23 protein-coding genes are annotated in these 21,448 nt (G+C 73.0%); 12 read left to right on the forward strand and 11 right to left on the reverse strand.

Features of this window, described 5'->3' with window-relative positions; translation table 11 throughout:
• Nucleotides 1-102: 102 nt before the first annotated feature.
• Complete coding sequence (locus tag A5481_RS13005; RefSeq protein WP_048436311.1) at nucleotides 103-396, forward strand: hypothetical protein; 294 nt, start codon at nucleotides 103-105, stop codon at nucleotides 394-396.
• Between the two features lie 6 nt (nucleotides 397-402).
• Nucleotides 403-678, forward strand: a complete 276-nt coding sequence (locus A5481_RS13010) for a hypothetical protein (RefSeq protein ID WP_048436310.1) — start codon at nucleotides 403-405, stop codon at nucleotides 676-678.
• Nucleotides 679-753: 75 nt separating this feature from the next.
• On the opposite strand, the gene A5481_RS13015 is transcribed toward A5481_RS13010, so the two are convergent.
• The 4 genes from A5481_RS13015 to A5481_RS13030 all read right to left on the reverse strand — a co-directional run bounded on the left by A5481_RS13015 (nucleotide 754) and on the right by A5481_RS13030 (nucleotide 2,468).
• Entirely contained in the window at nucleotides 754-1,014 is a 261-nt protein-coding gene (locus A5481_RS13015; protein ID WP_048436309.1) for a hypothetical protein, read from the reverse strand.
• 82 nt (nucleotides 1,015-1,096) lie between these two features.
• Nucleotides 1,097-1,774 (reverse strand): hypothetical protein, encoded by a 678-nt coding sequence (locus A5481_RS13020; RefSeq protein ID WP_048436308.1) that lies wholly within the window; start codon nucleotides 1,772-1,774, stop codon nucleotides 1,097-1,099.
• Nucleotides 1,771-2,127, reverse strand: a complete 357-nt coding sequence (locus A5481_RS13025) for a hypothetical protein (RefSeq protein ID WP_156312043.1) — start codon at nucleotides 2,125-2,127, stop codon at nucleotides 1,771-1,773. Before A5481_RS13025 ends, A5481_RS13020 begins: the two co-directional genes overlap by 4 nt.
• 119 nt (nucleotides 2,128-2,246) lie before the next feature.
• Nucleotides 2,247-2,468, reverse strand: a complete 222-nt coding sequence (locus A5481_RS13030) for a hypothetical protein (RefSeq protein ID WP_048436306.1) — start codon at nucleotides 2,466-2,468, stop codon at nucleotides 2,247-2,249.
• Between the two features lie 367 nt (nucleotides 2,469-2,835).
• Here A5481_RS13030 and A5481_RS13035 point away from each other — a divergent pair, with 367 nt between their 5' ends.
• Nucleotides 2,836-5,637 carry a phosphoenolpyruvate carboxylase gene (locus A5481_RS13035; protein ID WP_048436305.1) on the forward strand — a complete coding sequence of 934 codons (2,802 nt, stop codon included), beginning with the start codon at nucleotides 2,836-2,838 and terminating at the stop codon, nucleotides 5,635-5,637.
• Nucleotides 5,638-5,674: 37 nt separating this feature from the next.
• On the opposite strand, the gene A5481_RS13040 is transcribed toward A5481_RS13035, so the two are convergent.
• Nucleotides 5,675-6,820 carry a thermonuclease family protein gene (locus A5481_RS13040; protein WP_053082544.1) on the reverse strand — a complete coding sequence of 382 codons (1,146 nt, stop codon included), beginning with the start codon at nucleotides 6,818-6,820 and terminating at the stop codon, nucleotides 5,675-5,677.
• A gap of 149 nt (nucleotides 6,821-6,969) precedes the next feature.
• Entirely contained in the window at nucleotides 6,970-7,776 is an 807-nt protein-coding gene (locus A5481_RS13045; protein WP_064503982.1) for a hypothetical protein, read from the reverse strand.
• Between the two features lie 396 nt (nucleotides 7,777-8,172).
• On the opposite strand from A5481_RS13045, the gene A5481_RS13050 reads away from it, so the two are divergent.
• Both A5481_RS13050 and A5481_RS13055 read left to right on the forward strand, forming a co-directional pair.
• Nucleotides 8,173-9,102 (forward strand): lipid kinase, encoded by a 930-nt coding sequence (locus A5481_RS13050; protein WP_048432063.1) that lies wholly within the window; start codon nucleotides 8,173-8,175, stop codon nucleotides 9,100-9,102.
• Between the two features lie 15 nt (nucleotides 9,103-9,117).
• On the forward strand, nucleotides 9,118-9,858 hold the full coding sequence (locus A5481_RS13055) for a TerC family protein (RefSeq protein ID WP_048432062.1): 741 nt from the start codon (nucleotides 9,118-9,120) through the stop codon (nucleotides 9,856-9,858).
• 128 nt (nucleotides 9,859-9,986) lie between these two features.
• On the opposite strand, the gene A5481_RS13060 is transcribed toward A5481_RS13055, so the two are convergent.
• From A5481_RS13060 to hemE, 4 genes are all read right to left on the reverse strand, one after another.
• On the reverse strand, nucleotides 9,987-10,757 hold the full coding sequence (locus tag A5481_RS13060; RefSeq protein ID WP_048432061.1) for an acid phosphatase: 771 nt from the start codon (nucleotides 10,755-10,757) through the stop codon (nucleotides 9,987-9,989).
• Between the two features lie 4 nt (nucleotides 10,758-10,761).
• The gene (locus A5481_RS13065; RefSeq protein ID WP_048432066.1) at nucleotides 10,762-11,625 is read right to left on the reverse strand and encodes an alpha/beta fold hydrolase; all 864 of its coding nucleotides are present in this window, start codon (nucleotides 11,623-11,625) and stop codon (nucleotides 10,762-10,764) included.
• Nucleotides 11,626-11,694: 69 nt separating this feature from the next.
• Nucleotides 11,695-12,117: a protoporphyrinogen oxidase HemJ gene (hemJ, locus tag A5481_RS35210; RefSeq protein WP_425339719.1), complete on the reverse strand. Its 423-nt coding sequence runs from the start codon at nucleotides 12,115-12,117 to the stop codon at nucleotides 11,695-11,697.
• 133 nt (nucleotides 12,118-12,250) lie between these two features.
• A complete protein-coding gene (hemE, locus tag A5481_RS13075; protein ID WP_048432060.1) occupies nucleotides 12,251-13,339 on the reverse strand; it encodes a uroporphyrinogen decarboxylase in 1,089 nt (362 codons plus the stop codon).
• Between the two features lie 639 nt (nucleotides 13,340-13,978).
• Here hemE and A5481_RS13080 point away from each other — a divergent pair.
• From A5481_RS13080 to A5481_RS13110, 7 genes are all read left to right on the forward strand, one after another.
• Complete coding sequence (locus tag A5481_RS13080) at nucleotides 13,979-14,809, forward strand: pyruvate, water dikinase regulatory protein (protein ID WP_048432059.1); 831 nt, start codon at nucleotides 13,979-13,981, stop codon at nucleotides 14,807-14,809.
• A 5-nt stretch (nucleotides 14,810-14,814) separates the two neighbouring features.
• Nucleotides 14,815-15,435 carry a Maf family protein gene (locus A5481_RS13085; protein WP_048432058.1) on the forward strand — a complete coding sequence of 207 codons (621 nt, stop codon included), beginning with the start codon at nucleotides 14,815-14,817 and terminating at the stop codon, nucleotides 15,433-15,435.
• Nucleotides 15,436-15,448: 13 nt separating this feature from the next.
• Nucleotides 15,449-16,312, forward strand: a complete 864-nt coding sequence (locus A5481_RS13090) for a shikimate dehydrogenase (protein ID WP_048432057.1) — start codon at nucleotides 15,449-15,451, stop codon at nucleotides 16,310-16,312.
• Nucleotides 16,309-16,914: a dephospho-CoA kinase gene (coaE, locus tag A5481_RS13095; RefSeq protein WP_048432056.1), complete on the forward strand. Its 606-nt coding sequence runs from the start codon at nucleotides 16,309-16,311 to the stop codon at nucleotides 16,912-16,914. The genes A5481_RS13090 and coaE overlap by 4 nt, the downstream gene beginning before the upstream one ends.
• A gap of 51 nt (nucleotides 16,915-16,965) precedes the next feature.
• Nucleotides 16,966-17,679, forward strand: a complete 714-nt coding sequence (dnaQ, locus tag A5481_RS13100) for a DNA polymerase III subunit epsilon (protein ID WP_048432055.1) — start codon at nucleotides 16,966-16,968, stop codon at nucleotides 17,677-17,679.
• 67 nt (nucleotides 17,680-17,746) lie between these two features.
• Nucleotides 17,747-18,076, forward strand: a complete 330-nt coding sequence (locus tag A5481_RS13105) for a type II toxin-antitoxin system RelE/ParE family toxin (protein WP_048432054.1) — start codon at nucleotides 17,747-17,749, stop codon at nucleotides 18,074-18,076.
• Complete coding sequence (locus A5481_RS13110; RefSeq protein WP_048432053.1) at nucleotides 18,073-18,354, forward strand: helix-turn-helix domain-containing protein; 282 nt, start codon at nucleotides 18,073-18,075, stop codon at nucleotides 18,352-18,354. The genes A5481_RS13105 and A5481_RS13110 overlap by 4 nt, the downstream gene beginning before the upstream one ends.
• A 46-nt stretch (nucleotides 18,355-18,400) precedes the next feature.
• Here A5481_RS13110 and gcvP read toward each other — a convergent pair whose 3' ends face one another.
• The gene (gene gcvP, locus A5481_RS13115; protein WP_048432052.1) at nucleotides 18,401-21,250 is read right to left on the reverse strand and encodes an aminomethyl-transferring glycine dehydrogenase; all 2,850 of its coding nucleotides are present in this window, start codon (nucleotides 21,248-21,250) and stop codon (nucleotides 18,401-18,403) included.
• Nucleotides 21,251-21,448 lie beyond the last annotated feature (198 nt).

Here is a 21,448-nt window from a genome sequence, read left to right on the forward strand (position 1 = left end):
TGGAAGCTCGGCCACAGACCGGGGATTGTGATCCGCGTCCGGATGGGCAGTTTTGGCCGTGGGGGCGCTCCAGACGCTGAGGCTGCGATGATGTCACGGGCGATGCACGATCGACCCGGCGGGCCGGCACCCGCCATCCTGCCGCCGGCCTTCCGGTCGGTCCACGGCGCGGAGCCTCTCGCCGCCGTCTTGGCGCCGGGCCTTCAGGCGGCCTTCGACGGCTGCCTGGCCGAGGCGCTGCCGGCGGATCTCGCCGGCCTCCTGGAGCGGCTCGACCGGTCCGGAACCTCGGGCGCCGCGACGACCGGTCCGTCGCGGACGCCCCGACACGACCAGACGCCCGGAACCGCGGCCGCGCGCCGCTTCCGCACCTCCGCCATCCTCGAGCGTTCGTAGAGTCCCATGAGCGAAACCGCCGCCGAAACCACCCGCCTGATCGCCTTTCCGCAGGCCGTGACCGTCGCCCCCGTCGACGAGAACACCGCCTCGATGATCGAGGTGCTGCAGGAGCAGCTGCGCCTCGCCCGCGAGGGCAAGCTGCGCTCCGTCGCGGTGGTGTCGGTCTCCTCCGACGGCGGGGCGATCGGCACGCAATGGTCCTGCACCCACGGCGACATCACCAGCCTGATCGGCAAGCTGACGGTGCTGACCCACGACATGATGGCGGCCCGCAAGTGAGCCGCCTCCCGGTGACGGTCGCCCGTCGCCGGTCACGGCCCGCGGGGCCGACCCGCAGGCGGCGGACCTCCGCCTTCAGCCGCGGCTGAGGCGCCGGGCATTGGCCCGCACCTTCCGGCGGTAGTCGCTCACCACGCGCTCGGGCGTGCCGCCGGTGGCGAGCGTCATCACGGCCTCCGCCGCGGCCTCGACCTTCTCGGTCACCATGCGCTGCGCCTCGACCTGGGCCGCGGCGCCGCCGAGCGAGAGCTTGGCCAGCCGCAGGGCGACGACCGTCTGCGCCTCCATGCCGAGGCGAACGGTGTCGAGGCCGAGGCGCAGCCAGGAATCGTACATCGCGAGACGTCTCCGAGATCGGGGCGCGAGCGGGCCGCCCGATCGGGCGAACGCCGCAGCAGCCGCGGTGTTTCGAGGAAAATCAGGGAATCGCACCCTGCGGCAGCACCAGGCCGCCGGGGGTCCGGGACGGCGCATCGGCGGGCGCGGCGGCCCGCTCGCGCTTCGGCTTCTGCGCACGCGGCGGCGTCGTGGCGGCGGGCTCGGCCGCGGGATCCGCCGCCGGATCGGTCGCTTGCGCCGCCGCATCCGGCTTCGGCTTGCCCTTGCGGGCGGTGGGAACGGGCTTCGGCGGCCTGGGTCCCGCCACCTTGGGCTCCGCCACCTTCGGGGCGTCGCCGCAGGCCTCGAACCGCAGCTCTGCCAGAACCTGGCCGCCATCGTCGGCCAGGATGCGCAGGGTCGGCGGCAGGCCCTCCGGGCCGTCGGCCCACCGGATCGTCGCGGCGTTCTGTGCCTCGAGGGCCGCCGGCGAGGGGCCGCGGCGCAGGCCGGACAGGTCCGGGCCGTAGGCGGTCGCGATCTTGTTGCGGATCACGACCTGCAGCACCTGCACCGTCTCGGGCGAGAGCGGCCGCAGCGGATTGGTCACGCTCATCGTCCCCTGCCGGGTGACCCAGAGGCGGAAGCCCTTCCCCCCGGCGAACGCGGCCGCCTGCGGCGCCGCGCAGGCGGGCGCCGCCTCGGGCGCGGCGCGGGCCGGCGAGGGCAGGGCGACGGGAACGATCAGACTGGCGGCCAGCACGGCGGCACGCTTCACCGGGACTCTCCGTCGCGCTCGGGGGTGGGGGATCCGGCCCGGTGCCCGGGCGCGTCCCGCATCGGCTCGGGGAGGCCGGGCTCCGCCGGATCGTGATCGATGGTCATGGGACCGTACGGCCGGAAGCGGGGCGCCTCCAGCCGCTCGGGCGCGGCGCGGCGCGGCTCGGGCGCGCGGGCCGCCTCCTCGAGCACGCCGGCGAGGTCCTGGTCGAAATCGCGAAACAGCTCGTCGCCGCGATCCTCCAGCTCCTGCTCGTGCGGGAGCCGCAGGGGCGGGCGGCGGGCACGGCCGTGCCCGAACGCGAGCACCAGGCCCGCGAATACCAGGGCTGCCGCGGCAGCCAGAATCACGATCATCTCCATCGTGACGCCAGCCTTAGAGCATTTCCGGCGGCGTGTCCGGTCGCGCGGCGACGGGCCCGCATGCGGGGTACGCCGGGACTTCCGCGGCGCCCCGGTGCGGCGGGAGGTCAGGCGTCGAGGTAGCCCGCCTCGCGCAGTCCCGCCTCGATCGCGACCAGGAGGGCGCCGTCCTCCGGCCGGAAGCGGGCAGCCTCCTCGCCGTCACGGGCCGCGACGTCTCGAGCCTCGCCGTTTTGCGGCGCGACCGCGCGCGCTCCGGCGAGCCCGACGGGCAGGGGGCGTCCGACGCGGGTGGTGGCCGCGCTCAGGGCGGCTCCGATCGACATCATGGCGCGTGGCTCCTCGAATCGGCGTCCTCGGAACCGGCACTCTGGCCCGTTGACGAAATCTTAACCATTGCCCGGGCGCCGGCCGTCGCGACTCCGTCCCGGGCTGTGTCGCGGGAGCCGCAACGACGGCTCGCCATCCGGGGGTCGCGCAGGGTAAAGCGGGGCCGGGTCGCGGAACGCTCCTTGCCTCTCGGACCCCGAGGCGCGGGACCCGAGGCGCGGGCCCCGCGCGCCACGCGATCCGGACGGTGATCCGGGCACAGGACGAGGCGACCCGATGGACAGGATGCAAGGTTCCGGCGCTCACGGTGCCGACGGGCAGAATCCCGGCCGACCCGAGCCCGACCGCGACGGGCCCGGCCGGCAGATGGGTCCCGACACGCTCGAGCGGGACCTGCTCGGGCTGGTCGGGGAGGCACGCCACCAGGCGAGCCAGGATCCGTTCCGCAACCCCGTCCTCACCGTGGCGCTGGCGATCAGCCGCCGCTTCGACCGCGGCGAGATCGGCGAGGACGACCTCGCGGACCTGTTCGTGCGCCTGCGCGCCCAGGCGCTGGAGGCCCGGGCGGCGCGGCTCCGGGCCTATCTCGGCCTCGGGACCGAGGCGGGGTCGCGCGAGGCGACCGCGGCCGTCGCCGGGTCCGCCCTCGGCGACGCCGAGACGCCGTTCGAGGCCGCCCGCGCCCGGGTCGAGCGCACGCGCTTCGCCGCGGTGTTCACCGCCCATCCGACCTTCGGCATGCCGAAGGCGGTGGCCCGGCTCCTCGCCCGGGCCGCCTCCGAGGCCGATCCGGCGGCGCGGCAGGCGCCGATCGCGGAGGCCGCCGCGCTCTCCGCCCGGGCCGACCCGGTCATCACCCTCAACGACGAGTTCGATCAGGCCCGGCACGCGGTCCAGCACGGCCGCGCCGCCCTCGACGGGCTGAACGAGGCCCTGCTGCGCGCCGCCCGCGAGCGCTGGCCCGATCGCTGGAGCGAGCTGGTGCCGAAGCCCGTGGTGCTGGCCTCCTGGGTCGGCTGCGACACCGACGGGCGCACCGATATCGGCTGGTGGGACACCCTGCGCTACCGGCTCGAATCGAAGCGCACCCAGCTCGACCGGGTCCTAGCGCAGCTTCCCGACGATCCCGCCTCCGACCCCGCCCGCCGGCTCGCCGCGGAGGCGCGGGCGGCGGTCCTGCGCCAGCTCGCGGTGGCGCCGAAGCTCGGCGAGCAGCCGGCCCTCGAGGCGGTGCACCGCTTCGCGCTCGCGCTCATCATCGAGCGCGACCGGGCCCAGACCGAGGCCGGCCCGCTCCTCGCCCTCCTCGACCGGGCGGTGACGGAGGCCGCCGACGACGAGGCGCGGCTCGCGCTCTGCATCTTGCGGGCCGGCGTCGCGGCGCACGGGCTCCAGAACGGCCTGCCGCATTTCCGGCTCAACGCCAGCCAGGTCCACAACGCGGTGCGCCGCGAACTCGACCAGGACGGCGACCCGACCGATCCGGCCCAGCGCCGCTCGCACCTCGCCTCGATCAACGCGCTCCTCGACGCCGTCGCGGCGGTGCCGGTGGATTTCGGGGCGCTCGCCGCCGAGCGAGCCTCGGCCGCCCGGCTGATGATGACGATCGCCCAGATCCTCAAGCACGTCGACGGCACCCATCCGGTCCGCTTCCTGATCGCCGAGACCGAGACCGGCTACACGCTGCTCGCCGCGCTCTGGCTGGCGCAGCATTTCGGCATCGGCGACCGGGTCGAGATCACGCCCCTGTTCGAGACGGCGTCCGCCCTCGAGCAGGGCGTGCACGTGATCGAGGACGCGCTGCGCTCAGCCTCCTGGCGCGCCTACCTCAAGCGGGTCGGGCGGCTGGTGGTGCAGTTCGGCTACTCGGATTCCGGACGCTATGTCGGCCAGCTCGCCGCGACCTTCTGGATCGAGCGCCTGCGCTTCCGGCTCACCGAGCTGATGGCCGCTCACGACCTCACCGACATCGAGCTCGTGATCTTCGACACCCACGGCGAGTCGATCGGGCGGGGCGCCCACCCGACCAGCCTCGCCGACCGGCTGGCCTACCTCGCCCCCGACCACGCGCGGCGGCGCAACCGCGAGGCGGGGATCCGCACCAGCCTCGAATCGAGCTTCCAGGGCAGCGACGGCTACCTGCTGTTCGGCACGCCGACCCTGGCCGAGGCCACGGTGGCGCGCATCGCCGAGCACGTCTACAGCCGGCTCCAGCCCGCCCCCGACCCGATCTACGCGGAAGCCGACTTCGCCACCGAGTTCTTCACCGGCGTGCGCCAGGACATGGAGACCCTGGTCGACGATCCCGGCTACGCCGCGCTCCTCGGCACCTTCGGGCCCAACCTCATCGACCGCACCGGCTCGCGACCGGTGGCGCGGCAATCCGATGCCGGCGGCCCGGTCGCCATCACCCATCCGCGCCAGATGCGGGCGATCCCCAACAACGCGATCCTGCAGCAGCTCGGCTTCCTGGCGAACTCCCTGCACGGGGTCGGGCGGGCGGCGGGCCGGGCGCCCGACCTGTTCGTCGAGATGCGCGAGCGCTCCGAGCGCTTCGCCCGCGCCTTCCGGCTGGTGCAGGAGGCCACCGCCGTCGGCGACCTCGACGTGCTGCGCGCCTATATCGACACCCTCGACCCCTCGGTCTGGCTCGAGCGGGCGCGGCGCGCGACCCGGGACGGACGGCGCGAGGAGATCGTCGCGGTCGCCGCCGCCCTCGACCGGCTCAACCTGGCGCCCCACCTGCGCCGCCTGTTCGGCCGGCTCACCCGCGACCACCTGATGCTGCAGACGGTCGCCCCCGACCTGCCCGGCATGACGCCGCGGCTCGCGCTCCTGCACGCGCTGCGGCTGGCGCTGATCCACCGGATCTGGTTCCTGGCGGTGCACATCCCGGGCTTCCGGCCGCAGAACGGCATCACCCGCGAGGCCCTGATCGAGCGCCTGCTGCGCCTCGACGTCGAGAGCTGCCTGAAGCTCCTCGACGACATCTTCCCGGTGACGCCCGACCCGACGCTCGGCCTCAATTTCGGCGAGCCGGCGGGGCCGCGCGGCGCGGGCACCTACGAGGCCGAGCACCGCACCCTGTTCGCCCCGATCCGCCGCCTGTTCGGCCTCGTGCGCGAGATCAGCGGCATGATCCAGCACGAGGTCGGGGCGTTCGGGTGAGCGAGCGGGCTTCGGCACCGCGGCCGAGGAAACCAGCCTAAGGCTTGGCCCAGATCCCGAGCTTGCCGGCCCGGGCGTGGCGCTCGGCCTCGACCAGGTCCGGCGTCGCCTCGGGCGTCGCGCGGCCGCCGCCGTTGTAGAGCACCACCTCCGAGAGGTCGTGGCCGTCGACGGTGCAGATCCAGGCGGTCCGCCCCGGATTGGGCTGGCAGTTCACCGGGCGGCCGGCGAGGTAGCCGGAGAGGTCGCTCGCCTGCGCGCCCCGGGCCGATTCGACCCCGGAGAGGCGCAGGGTCCGTCCGCCGAGGCGCAGGGTCGCGGTGTCGAGCACCTCGGCGACGCCGGCGAGCGGACCGGCCGCGTCCGGCACCAGGGCCCCGGTCTCGCCCGGCTCGCGCTTCGCGTCGGCGGGCCTGGCGTCCGCGGATCTGGCCGCGGGCGGCCGGGCGTCGCCGGCACCGGCCTTCGCCTCGGCCGGTACCTTCTCGGCGGGTCTCGCCTCGGGCGGGCGGGTCTCCGCCGGCTTGCCAGTCTCCTTGCCGGTCTCTGGAGGGGCCGCCTGCGCGACCACCGCGGCCTCGCGCGTCGGCGTGCGCTCGCGCAAGGCGGCGTAGCCGAGGCCCAGCACGACGAGCGCCCCGAGGGCGGCGTAGAGCGGGCGGCGCGGCACGCTCCGGCCGGCCACCGGCTGCGGCCGGGCGAGGCCGGGCTTCAGCCCCTCGCCCGTCGGCCCGGACGGCGCGACGGCCGGAGGGATCGGCTCGGGCTCCGCCCGCCGCTCCGGGCGGCGCAGGCGGGCGGCGACGTCGCCGAGCGCGTCCCGCAGGCGCGAGGTCCGGTCGGGAGGCGGCGGCGCGGCGGGCGCGGCCGCGGGCTTGACCACGATCCAGTCCCGGGGCGTCTCCGGCACCTGGCTCGGGGCGGCGGGCGGCTGGAACAGGGTCGGGTGCTGGCGGCGCAGCTCGTCGACGAGGTCGGCCAGGGTGAACGGCTGCGCCTCGCCGGCGACCGTCCGGGTGCGCGGGCGCCCGTCCCGGTCGACGATCTGGTAGCCCGGGGCCGCATCGTGGCGGCGGGTCGCGGATTCCGCCAGGAGCTCGAGGGTGCGACGGGCCACCGCGACGGGGCGCTGCCGGTCGATCTCCGCCCGGATCAGCGCCTGCAACTGCTCACGCGAGGTCATGTCCGCATCGTATCCCATCGCCCCGGCCGGGGCCCCCGAGCCGCCCGCCCCGGCGGCGAGCCCTCGTCCCACTCATCTAGGGGCCGATCGGCGCCCTGTCACACCGCCGCGGGCGCCGCGTCCGGATCCGCTCTCGTCGGCGAGGCGGCTCAGCGGCTCGCCACCGCCTCGCGGCGCACCACCCGGCTGTTCTCGGAGACGATCACCGGCCGGCCGCCCGCGAGGCTGACCGCCAGTTCCAGGTCGACGGTGCCCTGCGAGCGCACGCCGCGGTCGGGGCTGGAGGCGGAGAAGTCGACGACGGCCTGGACCCGGCAGAGGGCGAGGCCTGCGCTGCAGGCGGTGCGCAGGGAATCCGGCCGCGGCCGGTAGCGCCGTTCGGGCCAGCGCTGCACGAAGCGGCGCTTCTCGGACATCAGGCTGGCGACGCTCATCGTCCGGCCGTGGAACACGACCTGGCTGCCGTAGAAGCCCGGCGCCGCCGCCAGGGTCTCGCCGTTCGGTCCCGAGATCGATGCCAGGTAGTCGCGGGCGAGGCGCTGCGACGCCACCGCCCAGTCGCGCATCTGCCCGTCCGAGACCGCGACCGGCGGGCGCGCCGGGATCGAGACCGGCAGCGGCCGCTCGGTGCGGGCGAGCCGCGCGGCGCGGCGGGCCTCCGTCGCCGCGTGGATCCCGCTGCGGGCCGGCCGGCGGGTCTCCTCGGCGACCCGATGCGGCGTGCGCAGCCCGCCCTGGGCCTTCGGGGAGGCCGGGGCCTCGGCCCGGAACGCCGGCGTCGGCGCGACCCTGGGCGCCGCCTTGGGCGCGGCGGGGGCCTCGGCGCCGCGGGCGGGCGGGTCGACCCAGCCCTGCGCCCAGGCGGCCGGGATGGCGGCCGGCGAGAGGAGGGCGCTCAAGCCGAGCCCGACGAGGGCGGCCGACATGCGGGAGAAGGAGGGCCGGGAGGAGAACATGGGGGCGGCACCGGGGGAAGGGCGCGATCAGGCGAGGATCATGATCAGGGAGGTGAACGTTCGTCGCTGCGGTTACGGTTCCATTGCGGATGCGCCGGGGCGCGCCGGCCCTCCCCGCTACCCACGCTCCGCACATCCCCGGCGCCGGCGACCCACGGACGTTCTTGACGACGACAAGACGAGGGGGTCCTTGCGGAAAGGCCCCCTTGCCAAGCGCGGCCGCGACCCCACCTCAAGGGCTCCCCGGGTCCGGGCCCCTCTGGCGGTTCGAGGCGTCGACCGCGATGTCGGACCCCTTCTCTGCCTTTGTGCTGACGCGGCACGATCGCACTGGAGGGCCCGCAGCCTTGCGCGTCATTCCCCTCATCCATCCCCGTCCCGTCGCGGGAGGCGCCGATGTCCGGCGCTGACGCCCCGCGGCGAGCCCTGCTCGTCGTCAACAAAAAGGCCCGCAACGGCGGGCTCGATCTCGAGGCCGTGAAGGGCGTGCTGCGCCGCGGCGGCATCGAGCCGGTCGATCCGCCGCCGGAGGAGAGCGACTGCAAGGCGCTGATCCACGCCCACGCGGCCACCTGCGACATGGTGATCCTGGGCGGCGGCGACGGCACCCTCAACGCCGCGGCCCAGGCGCTCGCCGAGGCGCAGCTGCCGCTCGGCATCCTCCCGCTCGGCACCGCCAACGACCTCGCCCGCAGCCTCGGCCTGCCGGCCGATCCGCTGGAGGCGGCCGAGGTGATCGCGACCGTGCCGGCCCGGCCGATCGACCTCGGCTGCGTCAACGGCCACTACTTCTTCAACGTCGCCAGCATCGGCTTCTCGGCCGATCTCGCCGGCGAGCTGACGGCCGACCTCAAGCGCCGCCTCGGCACGATCGGATACGGCGTCGCGGCGTTCCGGCTGCTGCGGCGGGCGCGGCCGTTCACGGTCTACATCGAGCACGACGGCACGGTGGAGACGGTGCGCACCATCCAGGTCTCGGTCGGCAACGGCCGCCACTACGGCGGCGGCATGACGGTGGAGGAGAACGCCACCGTCGATGACGGGCTGCTCAACTTCTACAGCCTGGAGGTCGCCCATTGGTGGCGGCTCCTCGCCCTGCTGCCGGCCCTGCGCCGGGGCACGCAGGGCAAGGCCGCCGACGTGCGCGCCTTCCAGACCACCGAGGTGATCCTGCGCACCAAGAAGCCGCGCCCGGTCAACACCGACGGCGAATTGACCACCTACACCCCCGCCCATGTCCGGGTGCTGCGACAGGCCGTGCAGGTCCACGCCCCCGATCTCCCCGCGCCGGCATCGCCGGCGGGCCGCCCCTCGATCTTCCCGTAGAGAGGACCGCCCGCCGTGGATTCGCTCATCCAGCTCGCCGCCGACCCGACGGCCTGGGCCGCCCTCGCGACCCTCGTCGTGATGGAGGTCGTGCTCGGCATCGACAACCTGATCTTCATCTCGATCATCACCAACAAGCTGCCGGCCGGGCAGCAGTCGCGCGCCCGGCGCATCGGCATCGGGCTCGCGCTGATCCTGCGCCTCGCGCTGCTCGGCACCGTCGCCTACATCGTCCACCTGACCCAGCCGGTGTTCGAGATCTTCGGCAAGGGGCTGTCCTGGCGCGACATGATCCTGATCGCCGGCGGCCTGTTCCTGCTCTGGAAGGCCACCAAGGAGATCCACCACAGCCTCGATCCCGGCCCGCAGGAGACGACCGGCGGGGCTGCCTCCCTCGGCTTCGCCGCGGCGATCGGCCAGATCCTGATCCTCGACCTGGTGTTCTCGATCGACAGCATCATCACGGCGGTCGGCATGACCGAGCACGTGCCGATCATGGTGATTGCGGTCGTCGCCGCGGTGACCGTGATGCTGGTGGCCGCCGATCCGCTGTCGCGCTTCATCGCCGCCAACCCGACGGTGGTGATGCTGGCGCTGGGCTTCCTCATCATGATCGGCATGACGCTGATCGCGGAGGGCTTCGGGGCCCACGTGCCGAAGGGCTACGTCTACACCGCCATGGCCTTCTCGGCCGGCGTCGAGGCGCTCAACATTCTCGGGCGGCGGGCGCGGCAGGCCAAGCGCAAGTCGGCCTGACGGGAGTCGTCCCGAGGCTTCGAGGCGGCGCCCGATCGCGATGCGGTCGGGCGCCGTTCTCGTTCGACGATCCTCTCCCGGTCCCGGATCTCCGTCCGCCGATGCTCCAGTCGTCCGGGAAAGGGGCGTCACGGCAAGGAGCTTGCCGCCTCCTCCGCCGCACAGGCCGCCGGATCGGGCGCCTCCGCGGCTCCGGCGATCTCGGCCCGGGCCCGCTCGAGGTCGGCCCGGAACGCGGCATCGCCCACCAGGGCCGCGAACAGGGCGCTGCCGGTGAGCCGGCCCGCCTCGACGTCGCTCGCCCAGTGGACCCCGCAGACGATCCGGCTCTCGCCGTAGATCCGGGCGCGGCGCAGGATCGGCCCGGCGCGCTCCGGCAGCAGGGCGGCGAGGACGAGGCCGAAGGTCCAGCCCTCTGTGGCGTGGCCGGACGGGTAGGCGAAGCTCCGGTCGAGCGCCTCGCTGCGCGGGACGCAGAGCGGCGCGTCGTTGCCGAGATGCGGCCGCGCCCGCGCGAAACGCAGCTTGGCGTCGCGCACTACCGCCACCACGTCGCGGCGGGTGCGGGCGAGGAGGTCGGCGAGGGCCGGCAGGCGGGCGGGATCGAGGCGCCGGCCGGCGGCGCAGGAGAAGCCGTCGAGGAGCCGGGGGACGCCCGAGGGCACGTCGGCGGCGGCGCGCTGCCAGCGCGGCGTGCCGGCGAGCGCCCGGGTCGCCGCGTAGCTCGCCGCATCGGCCGCGTGCGCGGCGCTGCCCGGCATCGGCGGCGGCGGCAGCAGGGCGGGGACGTCGAGGACGCCGTCCGCCAGGTAGGGACGGGGCGCCGGGCGGGCCGCCTCGGCTGCAACCCAGGAAACGGAGGCGCAGAGGGCGAGCGCCGCGGCGAGGAGCGCCCGCATCGCCTCACACCTCGGCGGCGAGGATCGCGGCCGCGACCGCCTCGGGGTACTCCTCGTGGGCGGCGAGCGCCCCCGGGATCTCGACGCTCCGGACCCGGCCGGTCTCGGCGAGCGCCGTCATCTCGGCGCCGGAGCGGCGCGGTGCGCCTTTCGGGCGCAGCACCGTGACCGGCGGCAGGCCGGGGCCGAACAGGGCGTGGAACGCCTCGCGGGTCCGGACCGGGTCGAGCCCGCCGGTGACGAAGGCGGCGGTACCGAAGCGGGCGCGGGGCTGGTGCGTCACCCGCTGCTTGTCGGCGAGGAGGGCCGGGGTGACCCGCGCCGGATCGGCATAGACGTGGGCCCGCATCATCCGGGAGACGACCGGCGTGCTGACGTTCAGCCGGTAGAGCAGGGTGCCGATGCCTGGCGCCTCGACCGCGCGGCGCAGGCGCCCGAAGAGCGGCCGGCGCTCCTCGCCCATCGCCGTCGGCAGCGGGCCGCGCCAGGTCGGCGCCACCAGGACCAGCCGGGCGAAGGCGCCGGGGTGGCGCGCCGCCGCGGCGACGAGGTAGCCGGCGGCGTGGCCCGCCGCGACCCCGAGCGCGTAGGGGCCGGGCTCCCGCGCCACGAGCGCGTCGAGGAAGGCGTGGAGCATGTCGGGCGCGAGCGGCACCCGGGCGCGGGGTTGCGCGCCGAAGCCCGGCCAGTCCGGCACCAGGCAGCGGTGGCGGGCGGAAAGCCGCATCGCCAGGGGCCGCATCTCCTCGCGGGTCGAGATCGAGGACAGGGCCGGCAGCAGCAGGGCCGGCGCGCCTTCGCCGATCCGGTCGGCCGGCAGGGTCAGGGAACGCCCGGCCAGGACGAGGGAGAGGGTCTGGGTCTCGATGCCGGCCATGCCATCTCGTTTCATGCCATTTCCTCGAACCGACTGTCCCGCGAGGCGGGCCCGTGTCCCTCAGAACGGCTTCACCACCACCAGGATCACGATGAGGATCATCAGCACCGTCGGCACCTCGTTGAGCACCCGGTAGAATTTGGGGCTGCAGGTGTTCCGGTCGGCGGCGAAGTCCTTGACCATCCGCGACAACCAGCCGTGGATGCCGCTCATCGCCAGCACCAGGGCGACCTTGGCGTGCAGCCAGCCCTGGGTATAGGCGCCGCTCATCACCACGAGCGCGATACCGAAGATCCAGGTGGCGATCATGCCCGGCAGCATGATCGCCTTGGCGAGGCGCCGCTCCATCACCTTGAAGGTCTCGCCCTGGAGCGAGCCCGCCGGCAGCGCGGCGTGGTAGACGAACAGCCGCGGCAGGTAGAGCATCGCCGCCATCCAGGCGATGAGCGAGATGATGTGGGCGGCCTTGATCCAGAGATACACGGTGGGATGGTTCCTCGTGGAGATGTGAGGTTTTTCGAAATCTGACAGCAGGTTGCGCGGTGCGGGAGCGACGGACACCGCCCCTGAACCCTCCCCCGCAGAGGGGGAGGGTTGTTGTGGTGGCCCCCTCCCCTCACCCCCGCAGCCGCGCCAGCATCCGCTCGACATGCGCGATCGGCGTCTGCGGGGTGATGCCGTGGCCGAGGTTGAAGATGTGGGGCGTGCCGGCGGTCGCCTCCAGGATCGCGTCCACGGCGGCGTCGAGCGCCGCGCCGCCGGCGATCAGGGTCTCGGGGTGGAGGTTGCCCTGCGTGACCACCGAGGCCGGCAGGCGGGCGCGGAGCGCCTTCAGATCCACCGCCCAGTCGACCCCGACCGCGTCGGCACCGGTCTCGGCGGCGACGCGGGCATGTCCCTCGAGCCCGGAGCCGCGGGCGAAGACGATGATCTTGGCGCCCGGCACCCGGGCACGGATGCCCGACACCATCCGGGCGATCGGTTCGAGGCTCCAGCGCGCCAGCGCGTCGCCGGTCTCGCCGGCCGGCACGTCCGGCAGGCTGCCGGCATGGCTCTCGAAGATCTGCACCGCGTCGGCGCCGGCCTCGAACTGGCGCACCAGGTACTCGATCGAGACCGCGACCAGCCGGTCGATCAAGGCGTCGAGGAGAGCGGGGTCGCGGGCGGCGAGGGCGCGGGCCGGCGCAAGATCCGGCGTGCCGCGCCCGCCGATCATGTAGCTCGCCACCGTCCAGGGCGCGCCGCAGAAGCCGAGCAGCGTCGTCTCGGCCGGCAGCTCCGCCCGCAGGCGGCCGACGGTCTCGAACACGGGCGCCAGGTGTCGCATGATCCGCGGGTCGCCGGCCTCGATCAGCCGGTCGAATTCGGGCCGGCCGGCCATCGGGTCGAGGCGGGGCCCCTCCCCTTCCACGAAGCGCACGTCCTGGCCGAGCGCGTGGGGCACGACCAGGATGTCGGAGAACAGGATCGACGCCTCGAAGCCGAAGCGGCGGATCGGCTGGAGGGTGACCTCGGTGGCGAAGTCGGGGTTGTAGCAGAGGTCGAGGAAGGAGCCCGCCTCGGCCCGCACGGCCCGGTATTCCGGGAGGTAGCGCCCGGCCTGGCGCATCATCCAGGCCGGCGGCGGCGACAGCGCCTCGCCGGCCAGCACCCGCAGGATCGGCCGCTCAGCGGCTCCCCGTCCGGCTCCCGCGGTCCCGCCCATTCTCTCGTCCCCCCCGAAAACCCGATTCCGCCACGCCGGCGGCCCGTTTCCCTATGCCGAGAACCGCCCCTCGGCGCCAGCCCGGCGCGTCGTCGCGACCCCCGGCGATGCCCATCCCCAGCCAGGCCTCTGAAAAGAAAAGAGAGATTCTAGGAATCTGTTTTTTCTATTGGGGGCAGGCATCGCGGGGCCCCAGGCCCGTCCACAGGCCGTCCCCACCGCCGGTGCGTTAAGAGGCCTTTAACAGATTTGCTCCATTGTCGAAGGATCGCGAGAGTCAGGAGGGGCTTGGCCCCTGCCGGCCTCGACTCAGGCGTCCCACGTCCCGGATTCTCCCACGGGCGGCCCGCCACGAGTGTTAACGGCAGGCCTGTTGAGCCGTCGAGCCGTTAACCCACAGGCCTCCCGCCTGGACCTCGCCTCCGCGGCGCATTATCCACACTCATCGACTCCGCGCGGCCGATCGGTGGACGACGCACCGGGCGCCGGAATCGACCTGGAGACGCGCCCGATCGCCCTGGCCTCGGGTGCAGCTCCAGGTCCTTGATCGTGCTGCATTTTCCCTCGACGAACCGGTCTCCGCCGCGTCGGAAAATGCGCGAGAGTCCGCCGCACCCGCGGCGAACCCGGGGAGCCCGCGTGGTCCGCAGCTACTTCCACCTCCACCTCGTGTCGGATTCCACCGGCGAGACCCTGATCAATGTCGGCCGCGCCGCGGCGGCGCAGTACGAGGGGGTGTCGGCGATCGAGCACGTCTATCCCCTCGTGCGCTCGGGCACCCAGCTCGAACGGGTGATCAACGAGATCGAGCAGGCCCCCGGCATCGTGCTCTATACCCTGGTCGGGCGCGAGCTGACCGAGCGGCTGGAGGAGGCCTGCCGGGCCACCGGCTCGCCGCTGCTCTCGGTGCTCGAGCCGGTGCACCGGCTGCTGCAATCCTATCTCGGCACCCACTCCACCGCCCGGCCGGGCGCCCAGCACATGCTGAACGCGGAGTACTTCAAGCGCATCGACGCGATGAACTTCACGCTCGCCCACGACGACGGCAACCTGCCGCCGGACCTCAACGAGGCGGACGTGATCCTGCTCGGGGTGAGCCGCACCTCGAAGACGCCGACGGCGATCTACCTCGCCAATCGCGGCCTGAAGACCACCAACATCCCGCTGATCCCCGGCGTGCCGCCGCCGGCGGTGCTGGAGACCCTGCGCCAGCCGCTCATCGTCGGGCTGATCGCCTCGCCGGAGCGGATCGTCCAGATCCGCCAGAACCGCCTGCTCAGCCTCAAGGCCGACGATTCCTCCTCCTACGTCGACCGCGATGCGGTGGCGAACGAGATCGCGACCTCGCGCCGGCTCTTCGCCCGCAACCGCTGGCCGGTGATCGACGTCACCCGGCGCTCGATCGAGGAGACGGCGGCGGCGATCGTCGACCTCCACCGCGAGCACCGGCTGAAGTTCATCGCCGATTGACGCCGATGCCGTCCCCCTCCCCGCTCTGGCGCGGGTCCGCGCCGCTCCTCCTCGCCTCGACCAGCCCGACCCGGCGCGCGCTGCTCGCCTCCGCGGGGCTCGATCCCGAGACCCGGTCGCCGGGCGTCGACGAGCGCGCCGTCGAGGCGCAGGCCGCCGGCCTCTCCCCCGTCGATCTCGCCGGGCGCCTGGCCGAAGCCAAGGCCGCCGCAGTCGCGGTCCAGGCCCCCGACCGGGTAGTGATCGGCGCCGACCAGGTGCTCGACCTCGACGGCACGGTGTTCCACAAGCCCGCCGACCGGGCCGGGGCCGCCGCCCATCTCGCGCGGTTGCAGGGGCGCACCCACGCGCTCCATTCCGCCGTGGCCCTGGCGGTCGACGGCGCGGTGGTGGAGCGCTTCGTCGCGACCGCGCGGCTCACCATGCGCGCCCTCGACGAGGCGGGGATCGCCGCCTATCTCGACGCCGCCGGCCCCGCCGTCACCGGCAGCGTCGGCGCCTACCAGCTCGAGGGCGCGGGCATCCACCTGTTCGACCGGATCGAGGGCGACCACTCGACCATCCTGGGCCTGCCGCTCCTGGCCTTGCTCGCGCGCCTGCGGGAGCGGGGCCTGCTGGCGTTCTGAGACGACCTTCGCGATGACGATTCCACACCCCCGAGCCTTCGTGGTCGGCCACCCGATCGGCCATTCGCGCTCGCCGCTGATCCACGGCCACTGGCTCGCCGAGCACGGCCTGCCCGGGACTTACGAGCGTGTCGACGTCCATCCCGACGCCTTCCCGGATTTCGTCCGCAGCCTCCGGGCCGAGGGCTTCGTCGGCGGCAACGTCACGATCCCGCACAAGGAGGCGGCGTTCCGCCTCAGCCAGGTGCTGACGCCGCGGGCGGAGCGGATCGGCGCCGTCAACACCCTGTGGTTCGAGGACGGGCGCCTCTTCGGCGACAACACCGACGCGCCGGGCTTCCTCGCCCATCTCGATGCCAGCCTCGGCGCGGGCTGGCCGGCGGCGACGGGCCTCGCCGCGGGGCGTGCCACCCTGGTGCTCGGCGCCGGCGGGGCGGCCCGGGCGATCCTGGTCGGGCTCCTGGAGCGCGGCCTTCCCCGCCTGATCGTCGCCAACCGCAGCGCCGAGCGGGCCGAGGGGCTGACGGCCCTCGATCCGGCCCGCATCGCCGCAGTGGCCTGGGACGCGGTGCCGGCCCGTCTCCCGGAGACCGGGCTCCTCATCAACACCACGGCGCTCGGCATGGCCGGGCAGGACCCGCTCGCCCTCGACCTCGCGCCGTTGCCCGCCGCGGCGGCGGTGGCCGACATCGTCTACGTGCCGCTCGAGACCCCGCTGCTCGCCGCCGCCCGCGCCCGGGGGCTTCCCGCCGTCGACGGGCTCGGCATGCTGCTGCACCAGGCGGTGCCGGGTTTTTCGCGATGGTTCGGCCGCACGCCCGCGGTGTCGCCGGATTTGCGCGCCCGCATCGTCGCCGATCTCGGGAGCCACGGATGAGCCGGCCCTTCATCCTCGGGCTGACCGGCTCGATCGGCATGGGCAAGAGCGCCACCGCGGCGATGTTCCGTGCCCGACACGTGCCGGTCCACGATGCCGATGCCTGCGTCCACGCCCTCTACGGGCCGGGCGGGGCCGCCGCAATCGCCATCGGCGAGGCCTTTCCCGGCACGCTCGCGCCCGACGGCTCGGTCGACCGCACGGCGTTGCGCAACGCGGTCCTCGGCGACACTGAGCGCCTGCGCCGTCTCGAATCCCTGGTCCATCCCCTGGTGCGGCGGGCCCGGGACGAGTTCCTCGCCATCCATGCCGCCTCAGCCCTCGTCGTGCTCGACGTGCCGCTCCTGTTCGAGACCGGCGGCGAGGCGGGGTGCGACGCCGTCGCGGTGGTGACCGCCCCGCCGGAGGTGCAGCGCGCCCGGGTGCTCGCCCGGCCGGGCATGACCGAGGAGGCCTTCGGGCAGATCCTGGCCAAGCAGATGCCCGATGCCGAGAAGCGCCGCCGCGCCGATTACCTCATCGAGACCGACCGGGGCTTCCCGCACGCCGAGGCGCAGGTCGACGCGGTGATCGCGGCCGCCGCGGCGAGGCGGGCCGGTTAACGCTTCGTCGCTACACCGGTCGAAACCCACGTCTGGAAGGGAGCCGCAGGCATGCTGCGCGAGATCGTCCTCGACACCGAGACCACCGGTACCGAGGCCAAGACCGACCGGCTGATCGAGATCGGCTGCATCGAGCTCCTCAACCACATTCCGTCGGGGCGCGAGTTCCACCGCTACATCAACCCGCAGCGGGCGGTGTCGGAGGGCGCGTTCCGGGTCCACGGCCTCTCGGATGCGTTCCTCGCCGACAAGCCGCTCTTCGCCCAGATCCTGCCCGATTTCCTCGCGTTCTGCGGCGACGCGACCCTCGTGATCCACAACGCCGCCTTCGACGTCGGCTTCCTCAACGCGGAGTACGCGCGGCTCGGCGACAAATCCCCGCCGCTGATCGAGCTCGCCTCCGTCGTCGACACCCTGGCGCTCGCCCGGCGCAAGCATCCGGGCGCCGCCAACAACCTCGACGCGCTGTGCTCGCGCTACGGCATCGACAATTCCCGCCGCACCAAGCACGGCGCGCTCCTCGACTCGCAGATCCTGGCGGAAGTCTATATCGAGCTGCTCGGCGGCAAGCAGACGACGCTCGGTCTGACGGTCGAGGGCAATGCCGGCCCGGCCGGACCGAGCCTGCACGCCGCGCCGGTCGAGCACGGCCCCCGCCCGACCCGCAGCCGCCTCACCGAGGCCGAGCTGGCGGCCCATGCGGCCTTCGCGGCGGGCATGGGCGAGAAGGCGATCTGGCGGGATTATCTGGGGGAGGCGGGGTGAGCGCGTTGACGTGAAGGGATTTGCCCGCATCCGCGACGAGCGTACAAACACTTCGTAGGTTCGTTGTATGAAGGTGCTCAAGTTTCACGGCAGCTCCCTCGGCGATCTGCGTGCCTTCTCGCACGCGGCGCGGCGTGAAGCGGGTTATCAGCTCGACAGGGTCCAGAACGGGCTGGCGCCGAACGACTGGAAGCCGATGCCCACTATCGGGATCGGCGTGCAGGAAATTAGGATACGGGACGAGGCTGGTGCGTTCCGGGTAATCTATGTCGCCAAGTTCGCCAATGCGGTCCACGTACGACACTGCTTTCAGAAGAAGACACAGAAGACGAGCGCCGCGGATCTGGATCTGGCATCGAAGCGCTACGCCAATCTCGCGAGGGAGCTAGGCCGATGAGCGACGACGGTTTTGCGAGCGTGTGGGATGCCATCGAGGATACACCCGCGGATGCTCAGACAATGAAGCTCCGCTCCGCCCTGTTGATGGCGCTGGATCGACACATCGGAGCGAAGGAGTGGACGCAGGCCGAGGCGGCGCAAAGACTCGGCGCGACGGAGCCCCGCGTTGTAGATCTCCTGCGCGGCAGGATCGACCTGTTTCCACTCGACGATCTCGTCGCCCTGCTGGCCGCAGCCGGGCTTCACGTCGAGCTTCGCGTCTCGGACGCGGCCTGATCCGATCGGCGCCCGGCCTCCGTCGAGGTTGGGCGCCGCTGGCGTCCTACTCCGCCGCCTTCATGTAGCTCTCCACCGGCGGGCAGGCACAGACGAGGTTGCGGTCGCCATAGGCATTGTCGACCCGGTTGACCGGCGGCCAGTACTTGTCGACCCGGAAGGCGCCGGCCGGGAAGCAGGCGGCCTCGCGGGAATAAGGCCGCTCCCATGCACCGATGAGGTCTTCCACGGTGTGGGGCGCGTTCTTGAGCGGGTTGTCGGCCCGGTCCATCCGGCCTTCCTCGATCGCCCGGATCTCGTCGCGGATCGCCAGCATGGCGTCGCAGAAGCGATCGATCTCGCCCTTGGTCTCGGATTCGGTCGGCTCGATCATCAGGGTGCCGGCCACCGGCCAGCTCATCGTCGGCGGGTGGAAGCCGCAATCGATCAGCCGCTTGGCGATGTCCTCGACGCTGACGCCCGCGCTCTTCATCAGCGGGCGGGCGTCGATGATGCATTCATGCGCCACCCGGCCGTGGGTGCCGGTGTAGAGGACATCGAAGGCCCCGGCGAGGCGACGCGCGATGTAGTTGGCGTTGAGGATCGCGATGCGGGTGGCCTGCGTCAGCCCGCGTCCGCCCATCAGCAGGCAGTAGCTCCACGAGATCGGCAGGATCGCCGCGGAGCCGTACGGCGCCGCCGAGACCGAGAACTCGCGCCCGTCGGTCTCGACGTGGCCGGGCAGGAACGGGATCAGGTGCGCCTTGACGCCGATCGGCCCCATGCCGGGCCCGCCGCCGCCATGCGGGATGCAGAAGGTCTTGTGCAGGTTGATGTGGCTGACATCGGCCCCGATGTCGCCGGGCCGCGCGAGGCCGACCAGCGCATTGAGGTTGGCGCCGTCGAGGTAGACTTGGCCCCCATGGGCGTGGGTGATGTCGCAGATCTCCCGCACCGCCTCCTCGAACACCCCGTGGGTGGACGGGTAGGTGATCATGCAGGCGGCGAGGTTGGCCCCATGCTTCTCGGCCTTGGCGCGGAAATCGGCCACGTCGACGTTGCCGTCGCGGTCGGCGCCGACCACCACGACGGTCATGCCGCACATCTGCGCCGAGGCCGGGTTGGTGCCGTGGGCCGAGGACGGGATCAGGCAGACGGTCCGGTGCCCGTCGCCGCGCGACAGGTGGTAGGCGCGGATCGCGAGCAGCCCCGCATACTCGCCCTGCGCGCCGGAATTCGGCTGCATCGAGATCGCCGCGTAGCCGGTGATGTCGGCGAGTTTCTGCGAGAGATCGGCGATCATCTCGGCATAGCCCTCGGCCTGGTCCTTCGGCGCGAAGGGGTGCAGCTCCGAGAATTCCGGCCACGAGACCGGCAGCATCTCCGCCGTGGCATTCAGCTTCATCGTGCACGAGCCGAGCGGGATCATCGCCCGGTCGAGGGCGAGGTCGCGGTCGGCGAGGCGGCGCATGTAGCGCGTCATCTCGCTCTCGGCCCGGTTCATGTGGAAGATCGGGTGGGTCAGGTACTCGGAGGTGCGCACGAGATCCGCCGGCAGCCGCGGCTCGGGCCAGGATTCGTCATACGCCAGGCTGTCGCCGCCGAAGGCGCGCCACACCGCCTCGATGATGTCGGGCCGCGTGCGCTCGTCGACCGTGATGCCGATCCGGTCGGTGCCCACTTTCCGCAGGTTGATCCCGTTGGCGACGGCGTTCTTCAGGATCACGCCCTGGAACGGGCCGACCGTCACGGTGATCGTGTCGAAGAAGGCGTCCGGATGGGTCTCGAAGCCGAGGGCGTTCAGCCCGGCGGCGAGCCGCGTCGCGTCGCGGTGGATGCGCATCGCGATCGCCTTGAGCCCGCGCGGCCCGTGGAACACCGCGTACATCGAGGCGATGACCGCCAGCAGCACCTGGCTGGTGCAGATGTTCGAGGTCGCCTTCTCGCGCCGGATGTGCTGCTCGCGGGTCTGGAGCGAGAGCCGGTAGGCGCGGTTGCCGCGGGAATCGACCGACACCCCGACGATGCGCCCGGGCAACGCCCGCTTGTGGGCGTCCCGCGTCGCCATGTAGGCGGCGTGCGGCCCGCCATAGCCCATCGGCACGCCGAAGCGCTGCATCGAGCCGACCGCGATGTCCGCCCCCATCTCGCCCGGGGGTTTCAGCACCGTGAGCGCCAGCGGATCGGCCGCCACCACGGCGATGGCCCCGAAGTCGTGGAGCTTCGCGATCACGGCGGTGAAGTCGTGGGCCGCGCCCTCGACGCCCGGATACTGGAAGATCGCGCCGAAGACCGAGGCGGGATCGAGGTCGGCGAAGGGGTCGCCGACGACGATGCGCCAGCCGAACGGCTCGGCCCGGGTCTTCAGGACCGCGATGGTCTGCGGCAGGCACTGCGCGTCGACGAAGAAGGTGTCGGGCTTGGCACTGGCGATCCGGCGCGCCATCCCCATCGCCTCGGCGGCGGCCGTGGCCTCGTCGAGCAGCGAGGCGTTGGCGATGTCGAGCCCGGTCAGGTCGCCGACGCAGGTCTGGAAGTTGAGGAGCGCTTCGAGCCGGCCCTGGCTGATCTCGGGCTGATAGGGCGAATAGGCCGTGTACCAGGCCGGGTTCTCGAAGATGTTGCGCTGGATCGCCGGCGGCATCGTGGTGCCGTGGTAGCCCTGGCCGATCAGCGAGGTCAGCAGCTTGTTCTTGTTGGCGGTCGCCCGCAGGCGCTCGATCGCCCGGCGCTCCGACAGGGCGGCGCCGAACTCGGTGGCTTCTCTCTGGCGGATGCCGGCCGGCAGGGTCTCGTCGATCAGGGCGTCGAGGGTGTCGGCACCGACCACCTCCAGCATGCGGGCGATCTCGTCCACCGACGGGCCGATATGGCGGCGGTTGGCGAAGTCGTAGGGATCGTACTTGTCCATCGGCATGGGAGAGGTGTCCTGACCGGAGCCGTACAACGCGGCTCAAAAGGTGGAGCGCATCTCCCCTCTCCCGCGTGGGAGAGGGGCCGGGGGATCGAAGATCCCGCGTGAGGGTGGCTCGGGTCCCGCAATGACCCGGAACCGGCGAGCTGCCCAGCTTGACGGGCGGCGGCTTATCTGGAAGCCGAGCCACCCTCACCCCTA

The sequence above is a fragment of the Methylobacterium platani genome (genome assembly GCF_001653715.1).
In the GTDB taxonomy this organism is placed as follows: Bacteria; Pseudomonadota; Alphaproteobacteria; order Rhizobiales; family Beijerinckiaceae; genus Methylobacterium; species Methylobacterium platani.